We start from the raw sequence: 22728 nt of genomic DNA on the forward strand, positions 1-22728 counted from the left end.
CATGTCGAACCGCCTTGCCGCCGCGACGAGCCCCTACCTGCTGCAGCACGCCGACAACCCGGTCGAGTGGTGGGAGTGGGGGCCCGAGGCGTTCGATGAGGCGCGGCGTCGTGGCGTCCCTGTGCTGCTGAGCGTCGGCTACGCCGCATGCCACTGGTGCCACGTGATGGCGCACGAGTCCTTCGAGGACGAGGCGACCGCGGCACTGATGAACGACTTCTTCGTCAACGTCAAGGTCGACCGCGAGGAGCGCCCCGACGTCGACGCGGTCTACATGGCGGCGACCCAGGCGATGACCGGCAGCGGTGGCTGGCCGATGACCTGCGTGCTCGACCACGAGGGCCGGCCCTTCTTCGCCGGCACCTACTTCCCGGACCAGCCGCGCCACGGGCAGCCGGCGTTCCGGCAGGTCCTGACGTCGCTGGCGGAGGCCTGGTTCAAGAAGCCCGACGACGTCGCGTCAGCGGCGGCGGCCGTGGCCGAGCACCTGCGGCAGGGTGCGCTGACCGCGTCCGCGACGCTGGGTGCTGCCGACCTCGACCAGGCGGTCCGCGGGCTGGCGGCCGAGTTCGACCCGCTCGCGGGTGGTTTCGGAGGTGCGCCGAAGTTCCCGCCGTCGATGGTGCTCGAGTTCCTCCGGCGGTACGTCGACGCCCGCGACTCCGGCACCGCGGCGGGCGATGACGAGCTCGTCCGCCAGGCCCGCCACATGCTGGTCCGCACGCTGCACGCGATGGCGGGGTCCGGGATGTACGACCAGATCGGCGGCGGCTTCGCGCGCTACGCCGTGGACCGCGGCTGGGTGGTGCCGCACTTCGAGAAGATGCTCTACGACAACGCCCAGCTGCTCGGGCTCTACGCGCGCCGGGACAACGACCTGTCCCGGAGGGTCGCCCAGGAGACTGCCGACTTCCTGCTGCGTGAGCTGCGTACGCCGGAGGGCGGCTTCGCCTCCGCGCTCGATGCCGACTCGCTCACGCCGGAGGGCCACTCCGAGGAGGGGGCGTTCTACGCCTGGACCCCGGCGCAGCTCGTCGAGGCGCTCGGCCACGACCGCGGCGCATGGGCGGCAGAGCTCTTCCACGTCACCGAGGAGGGCACCTTCGAGAAGGGCATGTCGACGCTGACGCTGCGCCACGTGCCGACGGCGTCGGGCGAGCAGGCCCGGCTCTCCGAGGTGAAGGCGCGTCTCCTCGACGCCCGCGAGCTGCGGGCCCGGCCGCACCGCGACGACAAGGTCGTCGCCGCCTGGAACGGCCTGGCGATCAGCGGGCTCTGCGCCGCCGGCACCTTCCTCGGGCGCGACGACTACGTCGACGCTGCCGCCGCCGCGGCCCGGCTGCTGCTCGACGTCCACCTCGTCGACGGGCGACTCCGCCGGGTCTCGCGCGACGGTGCGGTGGGCTCCCACGCCGGTGTCCTCGAGGACTACGCCTGCGTGGCGCTCGGCTTCCTCGACCTGCTCCAGGCGACCGGCGACCCCGCGTGGCTCGGCCACGCGCGGGGGCTGCTCGACGTCGCGCTCGGGCAGTTCCGCGCGGACGACGGCGGCTTCTTCGACACCGCGGCCGACGCCGAAGAGCTCGTGACCCGGCCGCGCGAGTTCAGCGACAACGCCAGCCCGTGCGGCCAGTCCGCGGTCGTCCATGCGCTCGCGACGTACGCCGCCCTCACCGGGTCCGGCGCGCATCGCACGGCGGCCGAGGAGACGCTGGCCGTGCTCGGACCCCTGGCCACCCGGGCGCCGCGCTTCGCCGGCTGGTCGCTGGCCGCCGCCGAGACGATGCTGTCCGGTCCCGAGGAGGTCGTGGTGGTGGGGGAGCCGGGCCCGGAGCGCGATGCCCTCGCGCTGGCGGCGCGCCGCCGTCCGGGCGCGATCGTCCTGGTCGCCTCGCCCGCGGAGACCGGAGACGATGCCGCCCTCGACCTGCTGCGCCACCGGCCGATGGTCGACGGGCGGCCCACGGCGTACGTGTGCCGCGGGATGGTCTGCGAGCGCCCGGTGACGGACCCCGCGAGCCTGTGACGGGCGGGGAATCAGCCCCGGACGAAAGTGGTTGACGTGTCCATGACCAAGAGGGAGTTCGGACTCGACACCTTCGGCGGCGTCACGCGCGATGCCGACGGCAACCCGCAGCACCATGCCCGCGTGATCCGCGACATCGTGGACGAGGCCGTGCTCGCCGACCAGGTCGGCCTCGACTTCTTCGGCGTCGGCGAGCACCACCGCAGCGACTTCGCCGTCTCCAGCCCGGAGATGGTGCTGGCCGCCGTCGCCTCGCGCACCGAGCGGATCCGGCTCGGCTCGGCCGTCACCGTGCTGAGCTCCGACGACCCCGTCCGCGTCTTCGAGCGGTTCGCCACCCTCGACGCCGTCTCCCGGGGCCGTGCCGAGATCGTCGCGGGACGTGGCTCCTTCACCGAGTCGTTCCCCCTCTTCGGCTTCGACCTGAGCCAGTACGAGCTCCTCTTCGAGGAGCGGCTCGAGCTGCTCGCCGCGCTGCTGAAGGAGCAGCCGGTGACGTGGTCGGGCACGACCCGGGCCCCGCTGCGCGACCAGGAGGTCTTCCCGCGGACCGAGGGCGGCATGCGGGCCTGGGTGGGCGTGGGCGGCAGTCCGGAGTCCGTCGTCCGCACCGCACGCCACGGCTTCGGGCTCTTCCTGGCGATCATCGGCGGCTCGAGCGACCGCTTCGCGCCGTACGTCGACCTCTTCGAGCGCGCCCAGGACGAGTTCGGGGTGGAGCGGCAGGCGGTGGCGGTGCACTCGCCGGGGCTCGTCGCCACGACCGATGAGGAGGCCCGCGCGATCGTCCACGACGGGTGGCTGGCGATGCGGACGAGGATCGGCGCGGAGCGGGGCTGGCCGCCGCCCCGGTCGGGCGACTTCGAGCGCGAGGTCGTCGACGGTGCTCTCTACGTGGGCTCGCCCGAGACGGTGGCGCGCAAGATCGCGGCGACGGTGCGGACGCTCGGGCTCGACCGCTTCGACCTGAAGTACGACCAGGGTCGGGTCCGGCACGGCGACCTGCTGCGCTCGATCGAGCTCTACGGCTCGCAGGTCGTCCCGCTGGTCCGGGACATGCTCGCCTGAACCTCAGTCGTCGACGCCGGCGAGGACGTCGGCGACGACGTCGCTGGTCAGCGCGATCAGCGCCTCGACCGGCTCGGCGTAGTCGTCCAGGGCCCAGCGGATCGCGCTGCCGGCCAGCAGCGCCCAGACGGCGGCCGCCACGAGACGGGTGTCGTGGCCGCGATAGCGGCGGCCGTCGAGTGCGGTGGCGACGAGGGCGGTCCAGCTCGCGGTGGCGCCGCGGATCGCGTCGCGGGCGCTGCCCGCGAGCGGAAGGAGCTCGCTGAGGATGACGTTGGCGGTCGGCCTGTCGGTGTCGATGACGTGGAAGTACGCCGCGATGCCGGCCGCGGCGCGGTGTCGCACGTCGTCGCCCGCCACGAGGATCGCCTCGGCGACCTGCCCCTGCACGCGCGCGGTCGCGTCGAGGTAGACCGCCGTCAGCAGCTCCTCCGCCGAGCCGAAGCTCTCGTAGAAGTACCTCTTGGTCAGCCCGGCCTCGGCGCACACGGCGTCGATCGAGGTGGCGGCGAAGCCGCGGGTGCCGTAGAGGGCCAGCCCCGCCTCCAGCAGCCGGGAGCGCCGCTCGCTGGTGCGCTGGGCCGGCGAGGCGCCGCCGTAGGTCCGCCCGGTCCTCTCAGCGGAGCTCATGCCGCGGATCCTTTCACGCCTGCGTGCGGGGGATCGCCTTGCTGATCGCCCAGTTCACGGCCGCGAGGCGGACCACCGCCTCGGGCGAGGCGGACTTGCCGGTGTTGAGGAACGCCACCGAGAGCTCGCGCGCCGGATCCGCCCAGCAGGTGATGTTCATGAAGCCGAGGTGGCCGAACGCCTCCGGGGTGTTCCAGCCGTAGAGCGACGCGGTCGGCTCGCCGAGCATGAAGCCGGCCGAGAAGCGGATCGGGACCGGCAGCATGCCGTCCATGACCAGTGGGCCCGCCGGGCGCACGGCCTCGGCGTACGTCCCGGGGGAGAGGACGCGCGTGCCGGCGAGCTCGCCGCCCCGCATGAGCATCTCGAAGACGGTGGCGGCGTCGTGGGCGCTGGCCCAGATGCCGGCCGAGGGGAGGACGGACGACATCGCGCCCGGCGAGTTCAGGCCGTCCGGCACCTTGTGCGGCTCGACGCCGAGGACGCGGGTGATGACCGTCGTCAGCGGCGGTACGACGGTCGGTCCGGTCCAGTAGCTCAGGGCCACCGCGTCCCGGCGGTCCTCAGGGACGCCGTAGGTCATGGTGGGCAGGTCGAGCGGGCCGGCGAGGTACTCCTCGAGCAGCCCGGGGAAGCTGCGACCGGTGCGTCGCACGATCGCGTCGAGCAGGTAACCGCCGGTGACGGCGTGGTAGGCCTGCCGAGGCGACCGGGCGAGCCGGGCGTCGCACAGGGCCGCGACGACCCGGTCGATGTCGAGCAGCTCGTCGGTCTCCGGCTTCCGCAAGGGCAGGCGGGCGAGCCGCGCGCGGTGCGTGAGGAGGTCGCGGACGGTGACGGCTTCCTTGCCGTGCACCGCGAACTCGGGGAGGTGCGACGCGACGGTGTCGTCCAGCGCGAGGCCGCCCTCCTCGACCAGGCGGTGCACCAGCACGGCGCTGATCGCCTTGGAGCAGGAGTAGAGGCAGACCGGTGTGTCGGTGGTGATCAGGTCGTCGGCGCCGAGGCGGCGGTGACCGATGGCCCGGTCGACCACGACCTCGCCGCGGTGCTTGACGACCAGGCTCATGCCGGGCTGCAGGCCCGTCCGGTAGAAGGCCCGGACCGCCTTCCAGATCCGCTCGACGTCATCGGTGCGCAGGCCGACGGTCGTGGGGTCGACCTCGTCGCCGACGGTGGTCAGCGGCGAGAGCCGGCGGGGGACGGCGACCCTGGTGCCGAAGGGCCTGGTCAGCTGCGTCAGTGCTGCGTGCACGGTGCTCCCGGGTTCGTGAGGCGCCGTGTCCCGGGAGGCGCGCTCTATCTGACACGCGACAGTATCAAATGGATCCGCGGCGGTCAGCCCATCTGGTCGGGCGTGAGGCCACCGCGGGTCGCGAGGACGTACTCGGCCACCATGTCGCCGAGGAGTGCACCCATGCCGATGTCGGCGGGGGAGAGCGTGCGCGTGTAGAGACGGGACCAGGCGACCTGGCGCTCGAGGTCGACGTACGTGGCGGAGTCGCCGGTGTCGAGGGCGGCCAGGACGCCGCGGGCGGCGGCCGCCGCAGCCTCCTCCCGGGCCGGGAACGGGAACGGCGGGACGTGCGGGCCGTCCGCTGCGGCCTCCCCGGTCGTGCGGCCGGTCGTCGGGGTGGGCGTCGGGGTCGGCACGGTGGTGGACTGGGTGCGCAGCTGGTCCCGGAGCGTGTCGGAGAGCTGGGTCGCCAGGCTGATCGCCGTCGCGGTCGCATCCTTCAGGTCGGCCGGGTGGACGGTGCCGGCGTGCTTGTCGGCGGCGAGCATCCACACGTCGTAGGTCCCGTGGTTGTGGAGCCAGGCCGCGGCGACGTTGCCCGCGTGGCTCGTGGCGGTGGCGGCGGGCTGTGCTGCGTCGGCGTCGGGGGTGACCGGGAACGCGCTGGCGGCCCAGGTCATGAACTTGTCGTCGTGGGGCTTCGCGGTCCGCGACTGCTGCCAGAACCTGGCCATCAGCGCGTGTGCGCGCGCCGCCTCGGGGTCGATCAGGTGCCCGGCCCGGGCGACCGTCGTCGCGGGGTAGAGCGGCGGCTGCGGGTGGTCCGCCATGCGCTGCTCGAGGGTGCGACCTCCCCACCACCCGACCAGCCGGGTCTCGCCGGCCGCGGCGAAGCCGAGGAAGGCGACGATCAGCACGACGAGGATGAGGTCCTGGCGGCCCCGCTTCATGGTGTTTCCTTTCGGGCGACGCGCCTGCGGCGCCGCGCTCCGCGCGAAGGTAGGCGGCGGATCGTGAACGCTTCGTGAACCGTGTGCGGGCAGACTGGGTGGCATGGAGCCCGAGGCCCCCATCCCGCACGAGCCCCGCCGGTTCTTCGACGGCGGTGTGGCTCCGTCGCACGACCAGCCGGAGGTCCCGCCCGATGACCTGGCCGATCCCCGGATCGTCCTGGAGCGGCGGCTGGACCCAGCAGGGCGGGAGCGCCTCCTGATGCTGCGCAGGATCGGGTACCTCGACCGGCGGTTCGGTCCGCTCCTCGTGCCGGCGCGGGCCGACTTCCTCACCGACCTCGCCTCGGTCCCGGCGCTGTTCACCTGGTTGGTCCCGAAGACCGGGGCCCACCTGCCCGCAGCGCTGCTCCACGACGGGCTGTGCCACCAGGGCGCCTTCGTGTCGCCCGACGGGCGCCGGGTCGCACTGACGCGGGTCGACGCGGACCGGATCTTCCGCGACGCGATGGCAGACGCCGGCACGCCGCTGGTACGCCGCTGGCTCGTCTGGGCGGCGGTCACCACGAACACGCTCTGGCGGGGGCGCGACAACCGCTGGTCGGCGGCGCGGCAGTGGCGCTACCGGCTCGCCGTCGTCGGCACCCTGGGCCTCGTGGCCGTCCTCGGCGTCCTCGCCACGCTCGACCTCGCCGACGTGCTCGAGGTGGTGCCGTGGATGGGACACGGCTCGTTCCTCGCGGAGCTCGCGCGCGGCGGGGCGATGGCCGTGGTCCTGCCGGCGCTGCTCGGGCTGCTGTGGGGACGCTTCCGTGTCGCGGGCTGGATCATGTGCATCGGGCTGGCGCTGCTGCTGCACGTGACCATCGCGCTCGCGTTCCTCACCGGGCTCTACTGGGCGGCGGAGGCGGCCGCGGCGCTGCTCACCCGCCGACGTACGTCAGGGAGCAGCGCAGGTCAGCGCAGCGAGTAGGTCGCGACCGAGACCGCGATGTACTGGCAGATGAACGCGAGCACCGTGAAGAGGTGGAAGACCTCGTGGAAGCCGAACCAGGTGGGGGAGGGGTTCGGTCGCTTCGTCGCGTAGACCACGGCGCCGATCGTGTAGAGCACGCCGCCCACCGCGATGAGGGTGAAGGTCGTGACGTTGACCCACGTGGGGAAGTGGTGCGCCCCGGCGTGGAACTGCGGGATGAAGAAGACGGCGATCCAGCCCATGACGACGTAGAGCATCGCCACCCAGCGGGGCGCTCCCGGCCATCCGATCTTGAAGATCATGCCGGCCAGGGCACAGCCCCAGACGATGCCGATCAGCGTCCACCGTGCGGCGCCGTGCAGGTAGAGGAAGGCGATCGGCGTGTAGGTGCCGGCGATGAAGACGTAGATGTTGGCGTGGTCGAAGCGGCGCCAGAAGGCCCACATCCTCGGCGCCCAGGTGCCCCGGTGGTAGATGCCCGAGACGCCGAAGAGCAGCAGGGCGCTGGCGGCGTAGACGGAGGAGCCGACGGCCGTGATCGCGGACGGCGACAGCGCGATCAGGACAGCGAAGGCTGCGGTCATCAGCGGGATGCTGCCGGCGTGCAGCCAGCCGCGCATGTGCGGCTTGACCTCGGCCATCTTGTCGGCGATCTTCGCGGTGGCCTTGTCGCGGGCCTCGGCCGCCCTGTCACGCGCCGCGCCGGCGGCGTCGACCGCGCGGTCGACCACGGCCTCGGCGCGCTCCTTGGCGCGGTCCCGGCGGCTGGCGGGGGTGCCGTCGTGCTCTGCACGCCTCGTCTCGTTCACGGCAGCCACGGTACCGGCGCCGGTAGGCTGCGTGGCGTGGCAGGTACGCGGAGTGAACGGGTCGTGCGGGCGCGGCAGCGCGTCAAGCGCATGCTCTACCCGGCGTACGAGGCGCGCATGGTGCGCTTCCTGCCCGAGGAGGGCCTCCCCAAGCACGTCGGCGTGATGCTCGACGGCAACCGGCGCTGGGCCAAGGCCGTCGGTCGGGACACGGCCCACGGTCACCGTGCCGGAGCCGCCAACATCGAGCCGCTGCTGGAGTGGTGCGAGGAGTTCGGCATCGAGGTGGTCACGCTGTGGCTGCTCTCGACCGACAACCTCAACCGTCCGGAGAAGGAGCTCGTCCCCCTCCTCGGCATCATCGAGGAGGCAGTCGCCTCCCTCGCCGACCAGCGCCGCTGGCGGATCCACCCGGTGGGTGCGCTCGACCTGCTTCCCGCGCGCACGGCGCAGCGGCTCAAGGAGGCCGAGGAGGCCACCCGGGACGTCGACGGCATGCTGGTCAACGTCGCGGTCGGCTACGGCGGCCGCCAGGAGATCGCCGACGCGGTGAAGTCCCTCCTCGTCGAGGCCTCGGCCCAGGGCCTCTCGATCGACGAGGTCGCGCAGACGCTCGACGTCGAGCACATCGCCGAGCACCTCTACACCAAGGGCCAGCCTGACCCGGACCTCGTCATCCGCACCTCGGGGGAGCAGCGGCTCGGCGGGTTCCTGCTGTGGCAGAGCGCCAAGAGCGAGTTCTACTTCTGCGAGGCGCTGTGGCCGGAGTTCCGCCGCGTCGACTTCATCCGGGCCCTCCGGGCGTACGCCGCACGCGAGCGCCGCTTCGGCTCCTGAGCCTCGTCCGTCACACGCGTTTCACGGTGGCGTGACGGTTGCGTGAACGCCCCGCGCGCACGGGCGTGTCGCCGGAATCTGGGTACCTGAGGGTCGTACGTTCGCAGTAATGGCGAGTGGGGAAGCTCGCCTCACCGGAAGGCCCGCAACGTGAGTGATCACGGACTGAACGCCCGACAGCAGGGATGCTGCTGCCGTGCGGGAGGGGGCCGGCACCCCGGCCTGCGGACTGGCCGGTCCAACCAGCTGAGCTAGGACCGGGACGCGGGTGCGTGTGTCGGTTTCCAAGGGGTAGTCGTGGCCACGAGCAGCATCAGCACCAGCGCCCAGTCGACGTCGTCCGCCTCCAGGGCCGGCACGGCACGGCGTACGACGAAGAAGCAGGCGACCCGCACCTACGTGCTCGACACCAGCGTGCTGCTGGCCGATCCGGGCGCCCTGCGCAGGTTCGAGGAGCACGAGGTCGTCATCCCCGTCGTGGTCATCACCGAGCTCGAGGGCAAGCGCCATCACCCCGAGCTGGGCTACTTCGCCCGGGCCGCCCTCCGTGCCCTCGACGACCTGCGGATCCTCCACGGCCGCCTCGACACCGCCATGCCGATCGGCGAAGTGGGCGGCACGATCCGGGTCGAGCTCAACCACACCAACCCCGAGTCGCTCCCGTCGGGCTTCCGCCTCGGCGACAACGACACCCGCATCCTCGCCGTCGCGAAGAACCTGAGCGACGAGGGCAACGACGTCACGCTCGTATCCAAGGACATGCCCCTGCGGATCAAGGCCTCCTCGGTCGGTCTGGACGCGCAGGAGTACCGCAGCGAGCAGATCCACGAGTCCGACACCGGCTACTCGGGCATGGCGGAGATCGAGGTCCCGGCCGCCGTCCTCGACGAGCTGTACGACGACGGCGTGGTCGACCTCGCCGAGGCCCGCGACATGCCGTGCCACACCGGCCTGGTCATGCTCTCCGACCGCGGCACGGCGCTGGGTCGCGTCGGTGCCGACAAGCAGGTGCACCTGGTGCGCGGTGACAGGGAGGCCTTCGGCCTCCACGGCCGCTCGGCGGAGCAGCGCATCGCGCTGGAGATGCTGCTCGACCCCGAGGTCGGCATCGTCTCGCTCGGCGGCCGGGCCGGCACCGGCAAGTCCGCCCTGGCGCTGTGTGCCGGCCTCGAGGCGGTCATGGAGCGGCGCCAGCACAAGAAGGTCGTCATCTTCCGGCCGCTCTTCGCCGTCGGCGGCCAGGAGCTCGGCTACCTGCCGGGCAGTGCCGAGGAGAAGATGGGCCCGTGGGGTCAGGCGGTCTTCGACACCCTCGGGGCGGTGACCACGCAGGACGTGATCGACGAGATCGTCGACCGCGGCATGCTCGAGGTGCTCCCGCTGACCCACATCCGTGGCCGGTCGCTCCACGACGCGTTCGTGATCGTCGACGAGGCGCAGTCGCTCGAGCGCAACGTCCTCCTCACCGTCCTCTCGCGGATCGGCGCCAACTCGAAGGTCGTCCTGACCCACGACGTCGCGCAGCGCGACAACCTCCGGGTCGGTCGCCACGACGGAGTGGTCGCGGTCGTCGAGAAGCTGAAGGGGCACCCGCTCTTCGCGCACGTGACGCTGACCCGGTCGGAGCGCTCGCCGATCGCCGCCCTGGTCACCGAGATGCTGGAGCACGTCACGATGTGATGTAACGGCTGTGACTCCTGTGAGGGGAGTGACTGATGCCTCCGGATGAGGTTGTCGCTCCCCTCACAGTCCGGCGCGTTCGACTTGGTCTCGCGCGCCATCTCCTGCATGGTGGTACTTCGTCTTCGGGCCGCCCGCGCTGTGATCCAGCTCCGGGCGGCTTCTCTCGGCCGGAGACGCTGCCCTGACGTCGAGCCAGAGATCCTGACTGTGTCGAAGCATGTGAAGTACGTTCCGAAGCACCGTGGTGACGCCGTTCCGGCGACCGAAGCGCCGAAGAAGCTCCTCCGCAACTCCGTCGTGTTCTCCGCGATCGCGGTCGGTGCGACCGGCTCCGCCGTCGCCACCGGCCTGGTCACCGACGGTGGCTCGCCCGCCGTCGCCGCGGCCGCCGCCGACATCGACCTCGCCACCGTCAACGGCATCAACGGCGCCGACATCGAGCGCGACCCGGTGGTCTCGCGCTCCGACCGACGCGATGCGCCGTCGGCTGCCAAGGTCGCGCCGCTGGCCGCCACCGACTCCGTTGCCAACGGCTACACCCGCACCGAGGACATCCGTGACCTCGACCCGCGCTCGGTGGCCAAGGCGCTGCTCTCCGACTTCGGCTGGTCCAGCGACCAGTTCGGCTGCCTCGACTCGCTGTGGAACCGCGAGTCCGGATGGAACATCCACGCCGACAACCCGGGCTCCTCCGCCTACGGCATCCCGCAGGCGCTGCCCGGCTCCAAGATGGCCTCCGCCGGCCCGGACTGGCAGAACAACCCGGTCACCCAGATCACCTGGGGCCTCGGCTACATCCAGGACCGCTACGGCAGCCCGTGCGGCGCGTGGGGCCACAGCCAGGGCTACGGCTGGTACTGAGCCACCACATGGGGACGGCTGATCTCGGCCTCGACACCCGGCTGACCCTGCTCGCCGCGGGCCTGGTCTTCCTCTGGGCCCTGCTGCTCGGGGTCGTGAAGTACCGCCAGATCCTCGCGTCGCCCGAGGGTCACGCGCACCCGTACACCGACATGGCGCACCGTGCGGCGCTGCTCTACGCGTTCGCCCTCGGCCTCGTCGCCGTCTTCGTGCAGCTGAGCGCCTGGCCGCCGGCGGTCGACCTGACCGCGGTCGGTGTGCTGGCCCTCTACTTCGTCGCGGCGATCGGGTCCTACATGGTGCACGGGCTGCGCCAGGACACCGACAACCAGCTCCGGCGGCCCGGCGCGGGCGTGCACGCGTTCATGACCAGCCTCGCGGTCGCCGAGATCGCGGCCTTCGGCGTCCTGCTCGCCGGCTTCGTCGCCTCCTTCTGAGCCTCAGTCCCCGGGGCGGGTCATCCGGTCGACATCGAGCGCCTCGTCGAGCTGGGCCTCGGTCAGCACGCCGTCGCGCACGAGGCCGAGCGCGATGACCGTCTCCCGGATCGTGGTGCCGTCGGCGAGGGACTTCTTGGCGATCTGCGCGGCCCGTTCATAGCCCACGTACCTGTTGAGGGGGGTGACGACGGCGGGGGAGGACTCGGCGTACGCGCGGAGGCGGGCCTCGTTGGCGGTGATGCCGCTGATGCACCGGTCGGCGAGGAGCCGGCTGGCGCGGCCGAGCAGACGGATCGACTCCAGCAGGTTGCGAGCGATCAGCGGCAGCATGACGTTGAGCTCGAAGTTGCCCGACGCGCCGGCCCATGCGATCGCGGCGTCGTTGCCGATCACCTGGGCGCAGACCTGGAGCGTGGCCTCGGGGAGCACGGGGTTGACCTTGCCGGGCATGATCGACGACCCCGGCTGGAGGTCGGGAAGGTGGATCTCGGCGAGGCCGGCAGCCGGGCCGGAGCCCATCCAGCGCAGGTCGTTGCAGAGCTTGGTCAGGCCGACCGCGACCACCCGGAGCTGGCCCGACAGCTCGACCAGTGCGTCGCGTGCCCCCTGTGCCTCGAAGTGGTCGCGCGCCTCGACGAACGGCAACCCGGTCACGTCGGCGAGCTCGGCGATGACGGCGGCGGAGAAGCCCGGAGGGGTGTTGATGCCGGTGCCGACGGCGGTGCCGCCGAGTGGTAGCTCCGCAACCCGGGGAAGCGTCATCTGCAGGCGCTCGACCCCGAGGTGCATCTGGGTGGCATAGCCACCGAACTCCTGGCCGAGCATGACCGGCGTCGCGTCCATGAGGTGGGTGCGTCCCGCCTTCACGACACCGGCGAACTCCTGCGCCTTGCCGTCGAGCGCCTTCGCGAGGTGGTCGAGTGACGGGATCAGCTGCTCGGCGGTGGCGCGGGTGGCCGCCACGTGGATCGAGGTGGGGAAGACGTCGTTGCTCGACTGGCTGGCGTTGACGTGGTCGTTGGGGTGGACCACCACCCCGCGCCGCGCGGCGAGGCCGGCGAGCACCTCGTTCATGTTCATGTTGGAGCTGGTGCCGGAGCCGGTCTGGAAGACGTCGATGGGAAACTGGTCCAGGTGCCTGCCCTCGACGATCTCCGCGGCGGAGTCCGCGATCGCGGTCGAGCGCTCGTCGTCGAGGACACCGAGGCGGTTGTTCACCCGGGCTGCGGCCGCCTTGACCAGCGCGAGCGCCTGCAGGTGCGAGCGCTCCAGGGTCGTGCCCGAGATCGGGAAGTTCTCGACCGCGCGCTGGGTCTGTGCCCGCCAGAGGGCGTCCGTGGGCACCTTCACGTCGCCGAGGGAGTCGTGCTCGATGCGGAAACCTGCGTCGTCGGTCATGCCTCGACGCTAGCGCGAGGCGGCGTAGAGCCAGTACTGCTCCTCGCGCCCCTGGAGGTCGACCGGGATCGGCAGTGCCCGGCAGTTGCCGAACACGTCGTGCATCTCCAGTGGCAGCTCGGGCTCCTCGAACGCCGACCAGATCACCAGCACTCCACCCTCGGCCAGGCGCTCCCGGGCGAGCGCCAGCAGCGGGGCCTCGTAGAGCTCGGCGTTGCCGTCGTGCACCAGGTAGCCCGGGCCGTTGTCGACGTCCAGCAGCACCAGGTCGTACGCCGCGTCCTCGGCGCTGCGGAGGGCGTCGGCGACGTCCGCGGTCACCACCTCCACCCGGTCGTCGGCGAGCAGGTCCGGACCGTGCGGGATGGTGCCGTCACGCATCCAGCCGACCAGTGCTGGCTCGATCTCGACCACCGTCACCTGCTCGACGAACGGATCGGCGAGCACCTCGCCGAGGGTGAAACCGAGGCCGAGACCGCCGACCAGCACCCGGGTCGGCGTACGGCCGCGGGTGCGGGAGGCGGCCAGCGTCGCCGTGGCCATCGCACGCTCGGACGCGGTCTCGATGGTGTCCATCACGAAGACGCCGTTGGCACGCAGCTCGATGGTGGTGCCGTCGTCGCCGCGGTCGTCCGCGCGGCGGCGCAGCACGAGCTCGCCGGTCGGTCCGGTGGCGCGAGCGATCTCTCCGAGCTGCATGGCGCCATTCTCGCGTGTGGACGGCCGTGCCGCGGGTACCGGCCACCCATGGGCAACGACAAGCAGATTCCTGACGACGACACCCAGATGGCGATCGAGTCGAGCGGCGAGGACGCCGTCGGCACGGCGGAGGACCCCGCCAAGCGCCCCGAACCCGTCCCGGACGAGGACCGCCCGGTCGACCCCGCCGACGACGGCTCCGGCACCGCTCCCGACGCGGACCGGCCGGTCCCCGAGCCGGTGTCGGACGGCGACGCGGTCGCCGGCAACCCGGACTCCGCCAGCCCCGCCGAACCCGACCTGCCGGCCGACGTCGGGCCGGACGCCGTCCCGCCGGCGAACGCCGAGAGCAACGAGTACGACAAGGAGTGAGGCGTGCGCCACCTGTGCGCGCCACGCCGTACGGGTGCCCGGATCGCTTCCCCCGCCTGCCTAGCCTCAGGGGAGACGACGACCCCAGGAGAGGGACATGGCACTCGGGACCATCATCAACAGCACGCGGCGCAACCTCGCGCTGCTCGGAGTACGCGTCCTGCTCGGCGCGGTGCTCGTCGCGCACGGCTGGCAGAAGCTCCACGACTGGGGCATCGCCGGCACGCGCTCCAGCTTCGCCGACATGGGCATCCCGAACGCCGGCCCCGCGGCGACGTTCGCGGTCGTCGCCGAGCTGGGCGGCGGTGCGCTGATCCTGCTCGGCCTCTGCACGCCGCTCGCCGCCCTCCTGGTCGCGGCCGACATGGCCGGTGCGTTCTGGTTCGTGCACCGCGGCACCGAGGTCTTCGTCGGAGACGGCGGCTGGGAGCTGGTGGCCGGCCTCGGAGCCGCTGCGCTCGCGCTGTTCGCCGTCGGCGCCGGCGCGCTCAGCGTCGACGCACTCCTCCTCGGCTGGTGGCGTCGCCGGCGCGCCCGCAAGGCGCGCCTGAAGCCGGCGAAGCCTGCGCCGGCGCCCACCCACAACGTGCTGGGCGAGGAGCTCGCTGCGTCCGACGCCTGACGTCGGGCCGGAGGCTCAGGACCAGGCGTAGTACCGCGCGGTCACCGTGAAGCTCTTCACGTCGTAGTGGTTGAAGTTCGCCGTGCCGAGGGACCAGAGCACCACGCGGTTGGCGAGGAGCAGGGGCGTCGTGCTCACCGACGTGCCGGTGTGCGTGCCGAGGGTGCTGCCGAGGGTGCGGGTGCTGACGACGTCGCCGTCGCTTGCGCGGTGGTACGACAAGGCTGCCTGGCTGCCGCCGTAGCCCCGCGAGGCTCCGCCGTAGGTGTCCACGCGGAACGAGCCGTACCGCACGGCCTGGGGGAGCTGGATGCCGTTGACGGTCAGGACGACGCTGTCGTCTCCGCGCGTGGACCTGCAGCGGGTGTTGGCGTAGTAGCCGCGGGAGCCCGACCACCCGCGCGAGGCAGGCGACTTCAGGTTGGAGCACCGGCCGACGAAGCCGTCGACCTTGCTGCCGCCGGCGGTCACGGTGCGGCTGAAGGTCTTCAGCACCCCGCTCGTGTGGGCCACCGCGACCGTGCGATGGAGGTCTGAACGGTTGCCCAGCGGGTCGACCGCGCTGACGGTGTAGGTGCCGTCAGGGACCACGTCGCCCGCCTCGTCGCGGCCGTCCCACACGGCGTGCTCGTCGAGCCACGAGTCGACCTCGGGCTCGAGCACGCGCACCTGGGCGCCGGAGGCGTTGTCGATCACGATCTTGTCGGCGTAGTCGAGCTGGGTGTCGTCGTGGACCTTGATCGTCGTGGTCCGGTACGACGCGAGGGCGTCGATCGCGGTCGGGTGGATCCCCGTGCGGGTCACCGTGAGGCCCTCGATGGCGGGGCCCTGCCGGTCGACGAGCAGCGACCCGGAGAAGGCGGTCGTGGAGGGACCGAAGTCGGGGTCGTCGATCGCGATGGTGCCCTCGACGGTCAGGTCGCCGTCGGGCAGCCCGGAGCCCGGCACGTCGATCGGGGCGCTGCCGTCGTCGGCGAGGGGCCCGGACGCCGAGCCCGCCGAGCCGCTGACCTCCGTGCCGTCCGCACTGACGTGCCAGGTCGCCTGAAAGGTGCCGTGGTGGCTCGTCGGCAGCGTGGCATGGCTGGTCCCGACCGTGCTGGTGATGGCCGGCGCGGAGAGGTAGTACGGCTGGCTGCTGCGGGCGACGGTCATCTGGGGGCTGCTGAGGTCGTGGTAGTAGACGCAGTCGTAGCCGTTGAACTCGCTGCAGCGGTACGCGGTCAGGGTGCCGACGCCGTCGGCGAGCGCGAGCTGGGTGGACCCGGTGTGCGCGACCGGCACGGTGACCAGGGCGTTGTCGCCGTTCTCGTTCTGGTAGCTCCAGACCACGCGCAGCGAGCCACCGCCGGCGTCGTCCATCGTGACGCTGGCCTGCTGGTCGCTGCCGTCGGGGTTGTGGCCGATGGTGGCGTCCGTCGGCCAGGTGACCGTGGGGATGACATCGGTCGCTGTCAGCGTGTCCGAGAGCGTCTGTGTGCTGTAGCTGTCGCAGCTGGCGCCCTTCGGCGGTGCGGTCGAGCAGACCACGGCGCCGACCTCGCCCTCGCTGAAGCCCCACGTGGGCAGGTCGAACGTGGCCGCGTGGGTCGACGGGTCGAGCGGGATCCACCAGTCGCCGGTCTGGCCGGTGTTGACGTGGCAGTGGCCCCAGCAGACCCACGCCGACTGGGCGTCGGCGCCACCCGTCACGGTGCCGGTGACGTGGCCCGCGACGCTCGTGTCGAGGTCGGTGAGCGTGGGCGCGGCCGGTGCGGCGTACGCCGGCGTGCCGGCGAGGACGGTGACGGAGCCCGCGATGAGCGCGGCGGCGAGCAGGTGGCGACGCATGTGGTTCCCCCGAGGTGGTGCGGGCGCCGGCGCGGCGCCTCCGCCGCAGGTTACGTCGGGGCGGCGGGAAATGCCGCACTCGTCCGGTAACGGAACGATGACTGTTTGCGCGACATCCCTGCTCCCGGAGGACGCGGAAGGCCCCCGGTCGGGGGACCGGGGGCCTTCGTCAACGTGGATCGTGGGTCACTCCGCGGAGCGGACCCGGATGCCCGACACCGGCACGGTGACCGCGCCGGAGGGGTCGGTGAAGAAGTCGTTGCCCTTGTCGTCGACGACGATGAACGCGGGGAAGTCCTCGACCTCGATCTTCCAGACCGCCTCCATGCCGAGCTCGGGGTACTCCAGCACCTCGACCGACTTGATGCAGTCCTGGGCCAGGCGGGCGGCGGGGCCGCCGATCGAGCCGAGGTAGAAGCCGCCGTAGGTGTCGCACGCCTCGGTGACCTGCTTGGAGCGGTTGCCCTTGGCCAGCATGACCATCGACCCGCCCTCGGCCTGGAACGCCTTCACGTAGGAGTCCATCCGGCCGGCCGTGGTGGGGCCGAAGGAGCCCGACGCCATGCCGTCGGGGGTCTTGGCCGGGCCGGCGTAGTACACCGGGTGGTTCTTCATGTACTCCGGCATGCCCTCGCCGGCGTCCAGGCGCTCCTGGATCTTGGCGTGGGCGATGTCGCGCGCGACGACGAGCGGACCGGTGAGCGAGAGGCGGGTCTTGACCGGGTGCTTGGAGAGCTCGGCGAGGATCTCCGACATCGGCTGGTTGAGGTCGATCTTCACGACCTCGCCACCCTGGATGAGGTGCTGCTCCTCGGTGTCGGGGAGGTACTGCGCGGGGTCGGTCTCGAGCTGCTCGAGGAAGACGCCCTCGGCGGTGATCTTGCCCAGCGCCTGACGGTCGGCCGAGCAGGAGACCGCGATCGCGACCGGGCACGAGGCGCCGTGGCGCGGGAGGCGCACGACACGGACGTCGTGGCAGAAGTACTTGCCGCCGAACTGCGCACCGATGCCGAAGGACTGGGTCAGCTTGAAGACCTCCTCCTCCAGCTCCAGGTCGCGGAAGCCGTGGGCGCTCATCGAGCCCTCGGTCGGGAGGTTGTCCAGGTAGTGCGCGGAGGCGTACTTGGCCGTCTTGAGCGCGAACTCGGCGCTCGTGCCGCCGATGACGACGGCCAGGTGGTACGGCGGGCACGCAGCCGTGCCGAGCGACTTGATCTTCTCGTCGAGGAACTCCAGCAGGCGCTTGGGGTTCAGCACCGCCTTCGTCTCCTGGTAGAGGAAGGACTTGTTGGCCGATCCGCCGCCCTTGGCCATGAAGAGGAACTTGTACTCGGGCTTCCCGTCCTTGGTCGGGGTCGAGTAGAGCTCGATCTGCGCGGGCAGGTTCGTGCCGGTGTTCTTCTCCTCGTACGTCGTCAGCGGCGCGAGCTGCGAGTAGCGGAGGTTGAGCTTCGTGTAGGCGTCGTAGACGCCCTTGGAGACCCACTCGGCGTCGTCGACGCCGGTGATGACGCCCTCCGACTTCTTGCCCATGACGATCGCGGTGCCGGTGTCCTGGCACATCGGCAGCACGCCGCCGGCGGAGATGTTGACGTTCTTGAGCAGGTCGAGCGCGACGAAGCGGTCGTTGCCCGAGGCCTCGGGGTCGTCGATGATCTTCCGCAGCTGCGCGAGGTGCGCCGGCCGGAGGTAGTGGCTGATGTCGTGCATCGCCGCCTCGGTCAGCTGCTGGATCGCCTCCGGCGCGACCTTGAGGAACGTCTGACCGTCGACCTCGACGGTGCTCACTCCCTCGGTCGTGATCAACCGGTAAGGAGTGTCGTCCTTGCCGATCGGGAGGAGGTCGGAGTAGCGGAATTCAGGCCCAGTGCTCACGAGCGGCAAATGTACGCCGCTCCTCCGGCCGTGCGTGCGTGAGTCCGTTGCCGCCGCCGGAATCGTGGCGCCCGCCTCGGCGTTCGGCCTGCGTGCACACGTACGACGCCGTGGTGATCGGAGCAGGACAGGCGGGACTGTCGGCGGCGTACCACCTCAAGCGGCTCGGCGTCGACCACGTCGTCCTCGACGCCGACGAGCGTGCCGGCGGGGCCTGGCAGCACCGCTGGGACTCGCTGACGATGAACGACGTCCACCGCGTCGCCGACCTGCCCGACGCGGCCGCGCCCGGTGGCTCGACCGACCGTGCGAACGTCGTGGTGCCGGCCTGGTTCGCCCGCTACGAGGAGCTCCACGAGCTCCCGGTGGTCCGCCCGGTCTCCGTGGACCGCGTGACCGGCGAGGGCGACCTGCTCGTCGTCCACTCCGGTCCGCGCACCTGGCGGACCCGGACGCTCGTCAACGCGACCGGCACGTGGCGGCGGCCGTTCGTGCCGTACTACCCGGGCGCTGAGACCTTCCGCGGCGAGCAGCTGCACACGGCCGACTACCCGGGGCGCGACCACTTCCGGGGCAAGCGGGTGCTGGTGGTGGGAGGCGGTGCGTCGGCGGTGCAGTTCCTCGGCGAGCTCGCACCGGTCACCGACACCGTGTGGGTCACGCGGCGCGAGCCGGTCTGGCGCGACGGGTTCGACGCGTCGGTCGGACGCGACGCGGTCGCGATGGTCCAGCAGCGGGTCGCCCGTGGACTGCCGCCGGCCTCCGTCGTCAGCGTGACGGGGCTCGCGCTGCGTCCGCAGGAGCGGGAGGCAGAGCGACTGGGTGCCTACGCGGCGCGCAGGCCGATGTTCGCCCGGATCGAGCCCGACGGGGTGCGGTGGGCCGACGGGTCCTTCGAGCCCGTCGACGCGATCCTCTGGGCGACCGGGTTCCGTCCGGCGGTCGACCACCTCGCGCCGCTGCACCTGCGTGGTCCCGAGGGTGGCATCCGCCTGCTCACGACGGGGCAGGACGTGCAGACGGCGGTGACCGCCGCACGGGACCCGCGCGTGCAGCTCGTCGGCTACGGGCCGTCGGCGAGCACGATCGGCGCGACGCGCGCGGGGCGTGCCGCCGCTCAGGCGGTCCGCCGGTTCCGCGACGCGGACGACGAGCGGACGGCCTGAGCCTCATTCCTGCGGGCCGTCGGACTCCTGCTGCTCCTGCTCGCGCTTCTTCTGCTCCGCGTAGCGTCGCCGCTGCTCCTCGGCGCGCTCGCGCACCTGGCGCAGGAACGCCTCGTCGTCATCGGGGTTGGCCGCCATGGCACGGCCGGGCCGGTCGTACTCCGGGAAGCCCGGCGGCGCCCACGGACGCTGGGCCTCCGCCGTCGGTCGCCCCGCCACGAGCCAGGCGATGCCGCCGGCCAGGGGCACGACCAGGATGAGCAGGATCCACGCCCACTTCGGCAGGTTGCGCACGCGGTGCTCCGGCGCGGAGATCGCATCGACGAGGCAGAAGATCATCAGGATCAGCTCGACGAGGAAGGGGAGCGCGCGGATCATGCGGTCAGGCTAGGCCCGCGCGGCCGCCTCTGCGGCCCGTTCGACCCACTTGGGCTGCTCGCCGTAGCGTTGCGAGGGGATCATCCGCCCCGCGGCGTGGTCCTCGAGCAGCTGCGCCATCCGGCGGTCGTTGGTGGCCTGCTGCTTGGCTCCGGTCACCCAGACGATGCAGATCTTGCGGTACGACGGGGTCGCGACCTCCCAGAACGCGGTCGCCTTCGCGTCGGCCGCCATCATCTCGGCGTACGCAGGCGGCAGGGCCACGTCGGCAGGGGCCTCGTGGGTGTAGCCCGAGGCCTCCTGCTTGCGGGCCTCGTAGACCGCGAGGCCGGAGGGCTGCATGCGCCCCTCCGCCTTCAGTCGCTCGACGGCCGCGATGTTGATCCGGCTCCAGCTGCTGCCGGGGCGGCGCGGCGTCCACCGCTGACGCACGGCGTCCTCGTCGATCCGCTCGACCCGGGAGTCGATCCAGCCCCAGCAGAGTGCCTCGACGACGGCGTCCTCCCAGGTCAGGCCGCGGTCCACCACGTGCTTCTTGCGCAGCCCCATCCAGAGGTCGGGCGCGGTGGCGTGGTTGGCCTCGAGCCATGCGGCGAACTCGGCCGGCCCGTCGAAGAAGAGGGCCGGACGCTCGGGGGTGCCCCCCGGCCTGCCAGGACTGCTCACGCGAGCAGGCTACCGACGGCCGAGGGGCACCAGCGGGAGTCAGCTCCAGGTGTCGCTGGTCTGGTAGCCGGCACCGGTGCCGGTCGTGAACGTCCGGTCACCCCCGGACTCCCAGGTGACGACGCCCGAGGCGTTCTTCTTGATGTACTTGTAGGTGAACGTGGTCCCCTTGGGCACGATCGCCGCCTTCGCCCAGACCGGGTAGGTCGCCGAGGAGAGCGGGATCGCGTTCTTCGGGTCCCAGGAGCCGAGCGCCGGGATCGACCCCACGACGTACACGTTGGTGCCGAGGTCGGTCGTGGCGTTGACCTTGAAGGTCACGTCGGTGGCGTCGGCGTTCGCGAGGTTCCAGCTGTGGTTCAACGTGAGAGCGGAGGTCGTGGTGGTCGCCGAGCGGTTCGCGATCGACTCCCAGGTGACTGCGCCGGAGCTGTCCTTCTTGATGAACTTGTACTCGAAGGTCGTTGCGGTCGGCACCGTCACCTGGCCGGACCAGATCGGGTAGCCGCTGGCGGAGAGCGGGACGGCGGAGGCGGTGTTCCAGCTGCCGAGGGCCGGGATCGAGCCGACGACGTACACGTTGGTGCCGAGCGTGGTCGAGGCATCGACGTTGAAGGTGGCCGAGACCGTGGCCGGGTCGGTGGTGCCTCCACCGCCGGTGCCGCCGCACGAGGTCGTGCAGGTCGCGCCCAGTCGGAACGCCACCGCGCCCTTGGCCGGGATGGTGAGGGTCGCGCTGCCGCCGCTGACCGTCACGCTGGTGGCGCCCCCGTCGACGGCGTTCTGGTAGGTGCCGTCGGCCATGCCCGTGGAGAAGGTGTACGTCGCCGCGCTGGTGCCGTTGTTGAGCGCGAAGAACCCCTTCCCCGAGCGGCCGAAGCCGATCACGTCCGAGGACTTGGTCTGCCAGTCGGTCACGTCCGCGGAACCGACCGCGTTGTGCCAGCCGACCATGCCGACGACGGCGGCGTTGCGGTCCAGGCAGTACCACTGGCTGCTCGAGCAGTCCGTGGCGGTGACGTAACCCCCCGAGTTGGGCGGGGCGTCGTCGGTGCCGTTCCAGGTGAAGCTCGCGTAGACCGTGGGGGTCGCGTTCTTGTGGGCGAGCTGGAAGAGGTTGGCCAGCACGTAGGACGCGCCGTCCTTGTAGGACAGGTGGAGGCCGTTGCGCTCGGTGTCGTGGTTGGTCACGAAGTCGACCGCGTTCGCTGCGGGAAGGATCCCGCTGGTGCTCAGGGAGGAGAGATCGGAGACGCTGCCCTGGAAGGCGGACTTGAGCCGGCTGGCGTAGGTGAAGTCGAGCACGTCGCCGGTGCCGTAGTAGTCGCTGGGCTGCGGCGTGCTCCCGGGGTAGACCTCCTGGAAGACGTAGGGGGCCGCCCCGCTCGCCGTGGCGTTGAGCTTCGCCTCGATGGCGGCCATGTCGGCGGCCGCGATGTGCTTGACCGCATCGACCCGGAAGCCGTCCACACCGGTGCCGAGCAGCTTGTTCAGGTAGCCGGCGATCTTGGTGCGCACGCCGTCCTCGCTGGTCTTGAGGTCGGCCAGGCCCAGGAGCTCGCAGTTCTGGACCTCGGAGAGGTTGTTCCAGTCGTCGATGATGCCGTCGGCGTCGTTGCAGTACCCGTCGCCCGGGTGGTGGTAGTCGGCGTAGTCGTAGTCGGGGGTGTCGTACTTCGTCGTCAGGGTCGTGCCGGCATACCCCGAGCCGGTGGCGGCGGCGGTGTGGTTGATCACCGCGTCGACGTAGACCTTCACGCCCGCGGCGTGACAGGTCGACACCATCGCGGAGAACTGCGCCGCCGTGCCGAAGCGACTGTCGAGCTTGTACGAGTACGGCTGGTAGACGTCCCACCACGCGAGGGTGGATGTCTTGAGGGACTCGGCCGGGGGAGCGACCTGGACCGCGCCGTAGCCGGCCGGGCCGAGGTGGTCGGTGCACTCCTGGGCCACCGAGGGCCAGCTCCATTCCCAGAGGTTGGCGATCACGTCGCTGCTGGTGGTGGCGTCGGCCTGGGCCGCCGGGAGCGGCGTGACCGGTCCTGCCACGGTGAGGGCCGCGCCGGCGAGACCGGCGGCGGCCAGGGCGAGGAAACGACTCATTGCAGTGAGACTCCGTCCTGAAGGGCGTGTGGGCTCCGTTGTGACGGACGCCACACCTGTCCTGGCGACCTTGGCCTGTCGTTCCCGCCGGGGTCAACAGTT

21 protein-coding genes are annotated in these 22728 nt (G+C 71.6%); 10 read left to right on the forward strand and 11 right to left on the reverse strand.

All coding sequences use genetic code 11. The features are described 5' to 3' along the window. Position 1 precedes the first annotated feature (1 nt). The gene (locus Q5722_RS10745; protein ID WP_305028200.1) at positions 2-2026 is read left to right on the forward strand and encodes a thioredoxin domain-containing protein; all 2025 of its coding nucleotides are present in this window, start codon (positions 2-4) and stop codon (positions 2024-2026) included. Between the two features lie 42 nt (positions 2027-2068). Continuing rightward, positions 2069-3094, forward strand: a complete 1026-nt coding sequence (locus tag Q5722_RS10750; protein ID WP_305028367.1) for an Atu2307/SP_0267 family LLM class monooxygenase — start codon at positions 2069-2071, stop codon at positions 3092-3094. A 3-nt stretch (positions 3095-3097) separates the two neighbouring features. Here Q5722_RS10750 and Q5722_RS10755 read toward each other — a convergent pair whose 3' ends face one another. The 3 genes from Q5722_RS10755 to Q5722_RS10765 form a co-directional block, all read right to left on the reverse strand. Next, on the reverse strand, positions 3098-3724 hold the full coding sequence (locus Q5722_RS10755; protein ID WP_305028201.1) for a TetR/AcrR family transcriptional regulator: 627 nt from the start codon (positions 3722-3724) through the stop codon (positions 3098-3100). Positions 3725-3737: 13 nt separating this feature from the next. Beyond that, on the reverse strand, positions 3738-4979 hold the full coding sequence (locus Q5722_RS10760; protein ID WP_305028202.1) for a serine hydrolase domain-containing protein: 1242 nt from the start codon (positions 4977-4979) through the stop codon (positions 3738-3740). A gap of 83 nt (positions 4980-5062) precedes the next feature. Next, positions 5063-5911 carry a hypothetical protein gene (locus tag Q5722_RS10765; protein ID WP_305028203.1) on the reverse strand — a complete coding sequence of 283 codons (849 nt, stop codon included), beginning with the start codon at positions 5909-5911 and terminating at the stop codon, positions 5063-5065. Positions 5912-6014: 103 nt separating this feature from the next. On the opposite strand from Q5722_RS10765, the gene Q5722_RS10770 reads away from it, so the two are divergent. Further along, complete coding sequence (locus Q5722_RS10770) at positions 6015-6884, forward strand: DUF1353 domain-containing protein (RefSeq protein ID WP_305028204.1); 870 nt, start codon at positions 6015-6017, stop codon at positions 6882-6884. Here the strand turns inward: Q5722_RS10770 and trhA are convergent. Continuing rightward, positions 6869-7696 (reverse strand): PAQR family membrane homeostasis protein TrhA, encoded by an 828-nt coding sequence (gene trhA, locus Q5722_RS10775; protein ID WP_305028205.1) that lies wholly within the window; start codon positions 7694-7696, stop codon positions 6869-6871. The genes Q5722_RS10770 and trhA overlap by 16 nt on opposite strands. 36 nt (positions 7697-7732) lie before the next feature. On the opposite strand from trhA, the gene Q5722_RS10780 reads away from it, so the two are divergent. The 4 genes from Q5722_RS10780 to Q5722_RS10795 all read left to right on the forward strand — a co-directional run bounded on the left by Q5722_RS10780 (position 7733) and on the right by Q5722_RS10795 (position 11514). Then, a complete protein-coding gene (locus Q5722_RS10780; protein WP_305028206.1) occupies positions 7733-8533 on the forward strand; it encodes an isoprenyl transferase in 801 nt (266 codons plus the stop codon). Between the two features lie 399 nt (positions 8534-8932). Continuing rightward, positions 8933-10213 (forward strand): RNA 5'-3' helicase PhoH2, encoded by a 1281-nt coding sequence (gene phoH2, locus Q5722_RS10785; protein WP_305028368.1) that lies wholly within the window; start codon positions 8933-8935, stop codon positions 10211-10213. Between the two features lie 222 nt (positions 10214-10435). Next, complete coding sequence (locus Q5722_RS10790) at positions 10436-11077, forward strand: aggregation-promoting factor C-terminal-like domain-containing protein (protein WP_305028207.1); 642 nt, start codon at positions 10436-10438, stop codon at positions 11075-11077. Positions 11078-11085: 8 nt separating this feature from the next. After that, positions 11086-11514, forward strand: coding sequence for a hypothetical protein (locus tag Q5722_RS10795; RefSeq protein WP_305028208.1), 429 nt, complete (start codon positions 11086-11088; stop codon positions 11512-11514). Between the two features lie 3 nt (positions 11515-11517). Here Q5722_RS10795 and Q5722_RS10800 read toward each other — a convergent pair whose 3' ends face one another. After that, positions 11518-12915, reverse strand: a complete 1398-nt coding sequence (locus tag Q5722_RS10800) for a class II fumarate hydratase (protein WP_305028209.1) — start codon at positions 12913-12915, stop codon at positions 11518-11520. A 9-nt stretch (positions 12916-12924) separates the two neighbouring features. Continuing rightward, positions 12925-13614, reverse strand: a complete 690-nt coding sequence (locus Q5722_RS10805; protein ID WP_305028210.1) for a spermidine synthase — start codon at positions 13612-13614, stop codon at positions 12925-12927. A 48-nt stretch (positions 13615-13662) separates the two neighbouring features. On the opposite strand from Q5722_RS10805, the gene Q5722_RS10810 reads away from it, so the two are divergent. Together Q5722_RS10810 and Q5722_RS10815 are read left to right on the forward strand one after the other, a co-directional pair. Continuing rightward, positions 13663-13986 carry a hypothetical protein gene (locus Q5722_RS10810; RefSeq protein ID WP_305028211.1) on the forward strand — a complete coding sequence of 108 codons (324 nt, stop codon included), beginning with the start codon at positions 13663-13665 and terminating at the stop codon, positions 13984-13986. Positions 13987-14083: 97 nt separating this feature from the next. Further along, positions 14084-14608 (forward strand): DoxX family protein, encoded by a 525-nt coding sequence (locus Q5722_RS10815; RefSeq protein WP_305028212.1) that lies wholly within the window; start codon positions 14084-14086, stop codon positions 14606-14608. 15 nt (positions 14609-14623) lie between these two features. Here the strand turns inward: Q5722_RS10815 and Q5722_RS10820 are convergent, their stop codons facing one another. Both Q5722_RS10820 and Q5722_RS10825 read right to left on the reverse strand, forming a co-directional pair. Next, positions 14624-16438: a flagellar hook assembly protein FlgD gene (locus Q5722_RS10820; protein WP_305028213.1), complete on the reverse strand. Its 1815-nt coding sequence runs from the start codon at positions 16436-16438 to the stop codon at positions 14624-14626. 186 nt (positions 16439-16624) lie between these two features. Further along, positions 16625-18313 carry a fumarate hydratase gene (locus Q5722_RS10825; RefSeq protein ID WP_305028214.1) on the reverse strand — a complete coding sequence of 563 codons (1689 nt, stop codon included), beginning with the start codon at positions 18311-18313 and terminating at the stop codon, positions 16625-16627. A gap of 110 nt (positions 18314-18423) precedes the next feature. On the opposite strand from Q5722_RS10825, the gene Q5722_RS10830 reads away from it, so the two are divergent. Beyond that, positions 18424-19479 carry an NAD(P)-binding domain-containing protein gene (locus tag Q5722_RS10830; RefSeq protein WP_305028369.1) on the forward strand — a complete coding sequence of 352 codons (1056 nt, stop codon included), beginning with the start codon at positions 18424-18426 and terminating at the stop codon, positions 19477-19479. Positions 19480-19482: 3 nt separating this feature from the next. Here the strand turns inward: Q5722_RS10830 and Q5722_RS10835 are convergent, their stop codons facing one another. Genes Q5722_RS10835 through Q5722_RS10845 form a run of 3 tightly spaced genes read right to left on the reverse strand, consistent with a single transcriptional unit; the run spans position 19483 to position 22626 of the window. Then, complete coding sequence (locus tag Q5722_RS10835; protein WP_305028215.1) at positions 19483-19857, reverse strand: PLD nuclease N-terminal domain-containing protein; 375 nt, start codon at positions 19855-19857, stop codon at positions 19483-19485. Between the two features lie 9 nt (positions 19858-19866). Then, on the reverse strand, positions 19867-20523 hold the full coding sequence (locus Q5722_RS10840) for a YdeI/OmpD-associated family protein (RefSeq protein WP_305028216.1): 657 nt from the start codon (positions 20521-20523) through the stop codon (positions 19867-19869). Between the two features lie 39 nt (positions 20524-20562). Further along, on the reverse strand, positions 20563-22626 hold the full coding sequence (locus tag Q5722_RS10845) for a carbohydrate-binding module family 20 domain-containing protein (protein WP_305028217.1): 2064 nt from the start codon (positions 22624-22626) through the stop codon (positions 20563-20565). Between the last annotated feature and the right edge of the window lie 102 nt (positions 22627-22728).

Origin of the sequence: Nocardioides jiangxiensis, from assembly GCF_030580915.1 — a bacterium.
Classification (GTDB): Bacteria; Actinomycetota; Actinomycetes; order Propionibacteriales; family Nocardioidaceae; genus Nocardioides; species Nocardioides jiangxiensis.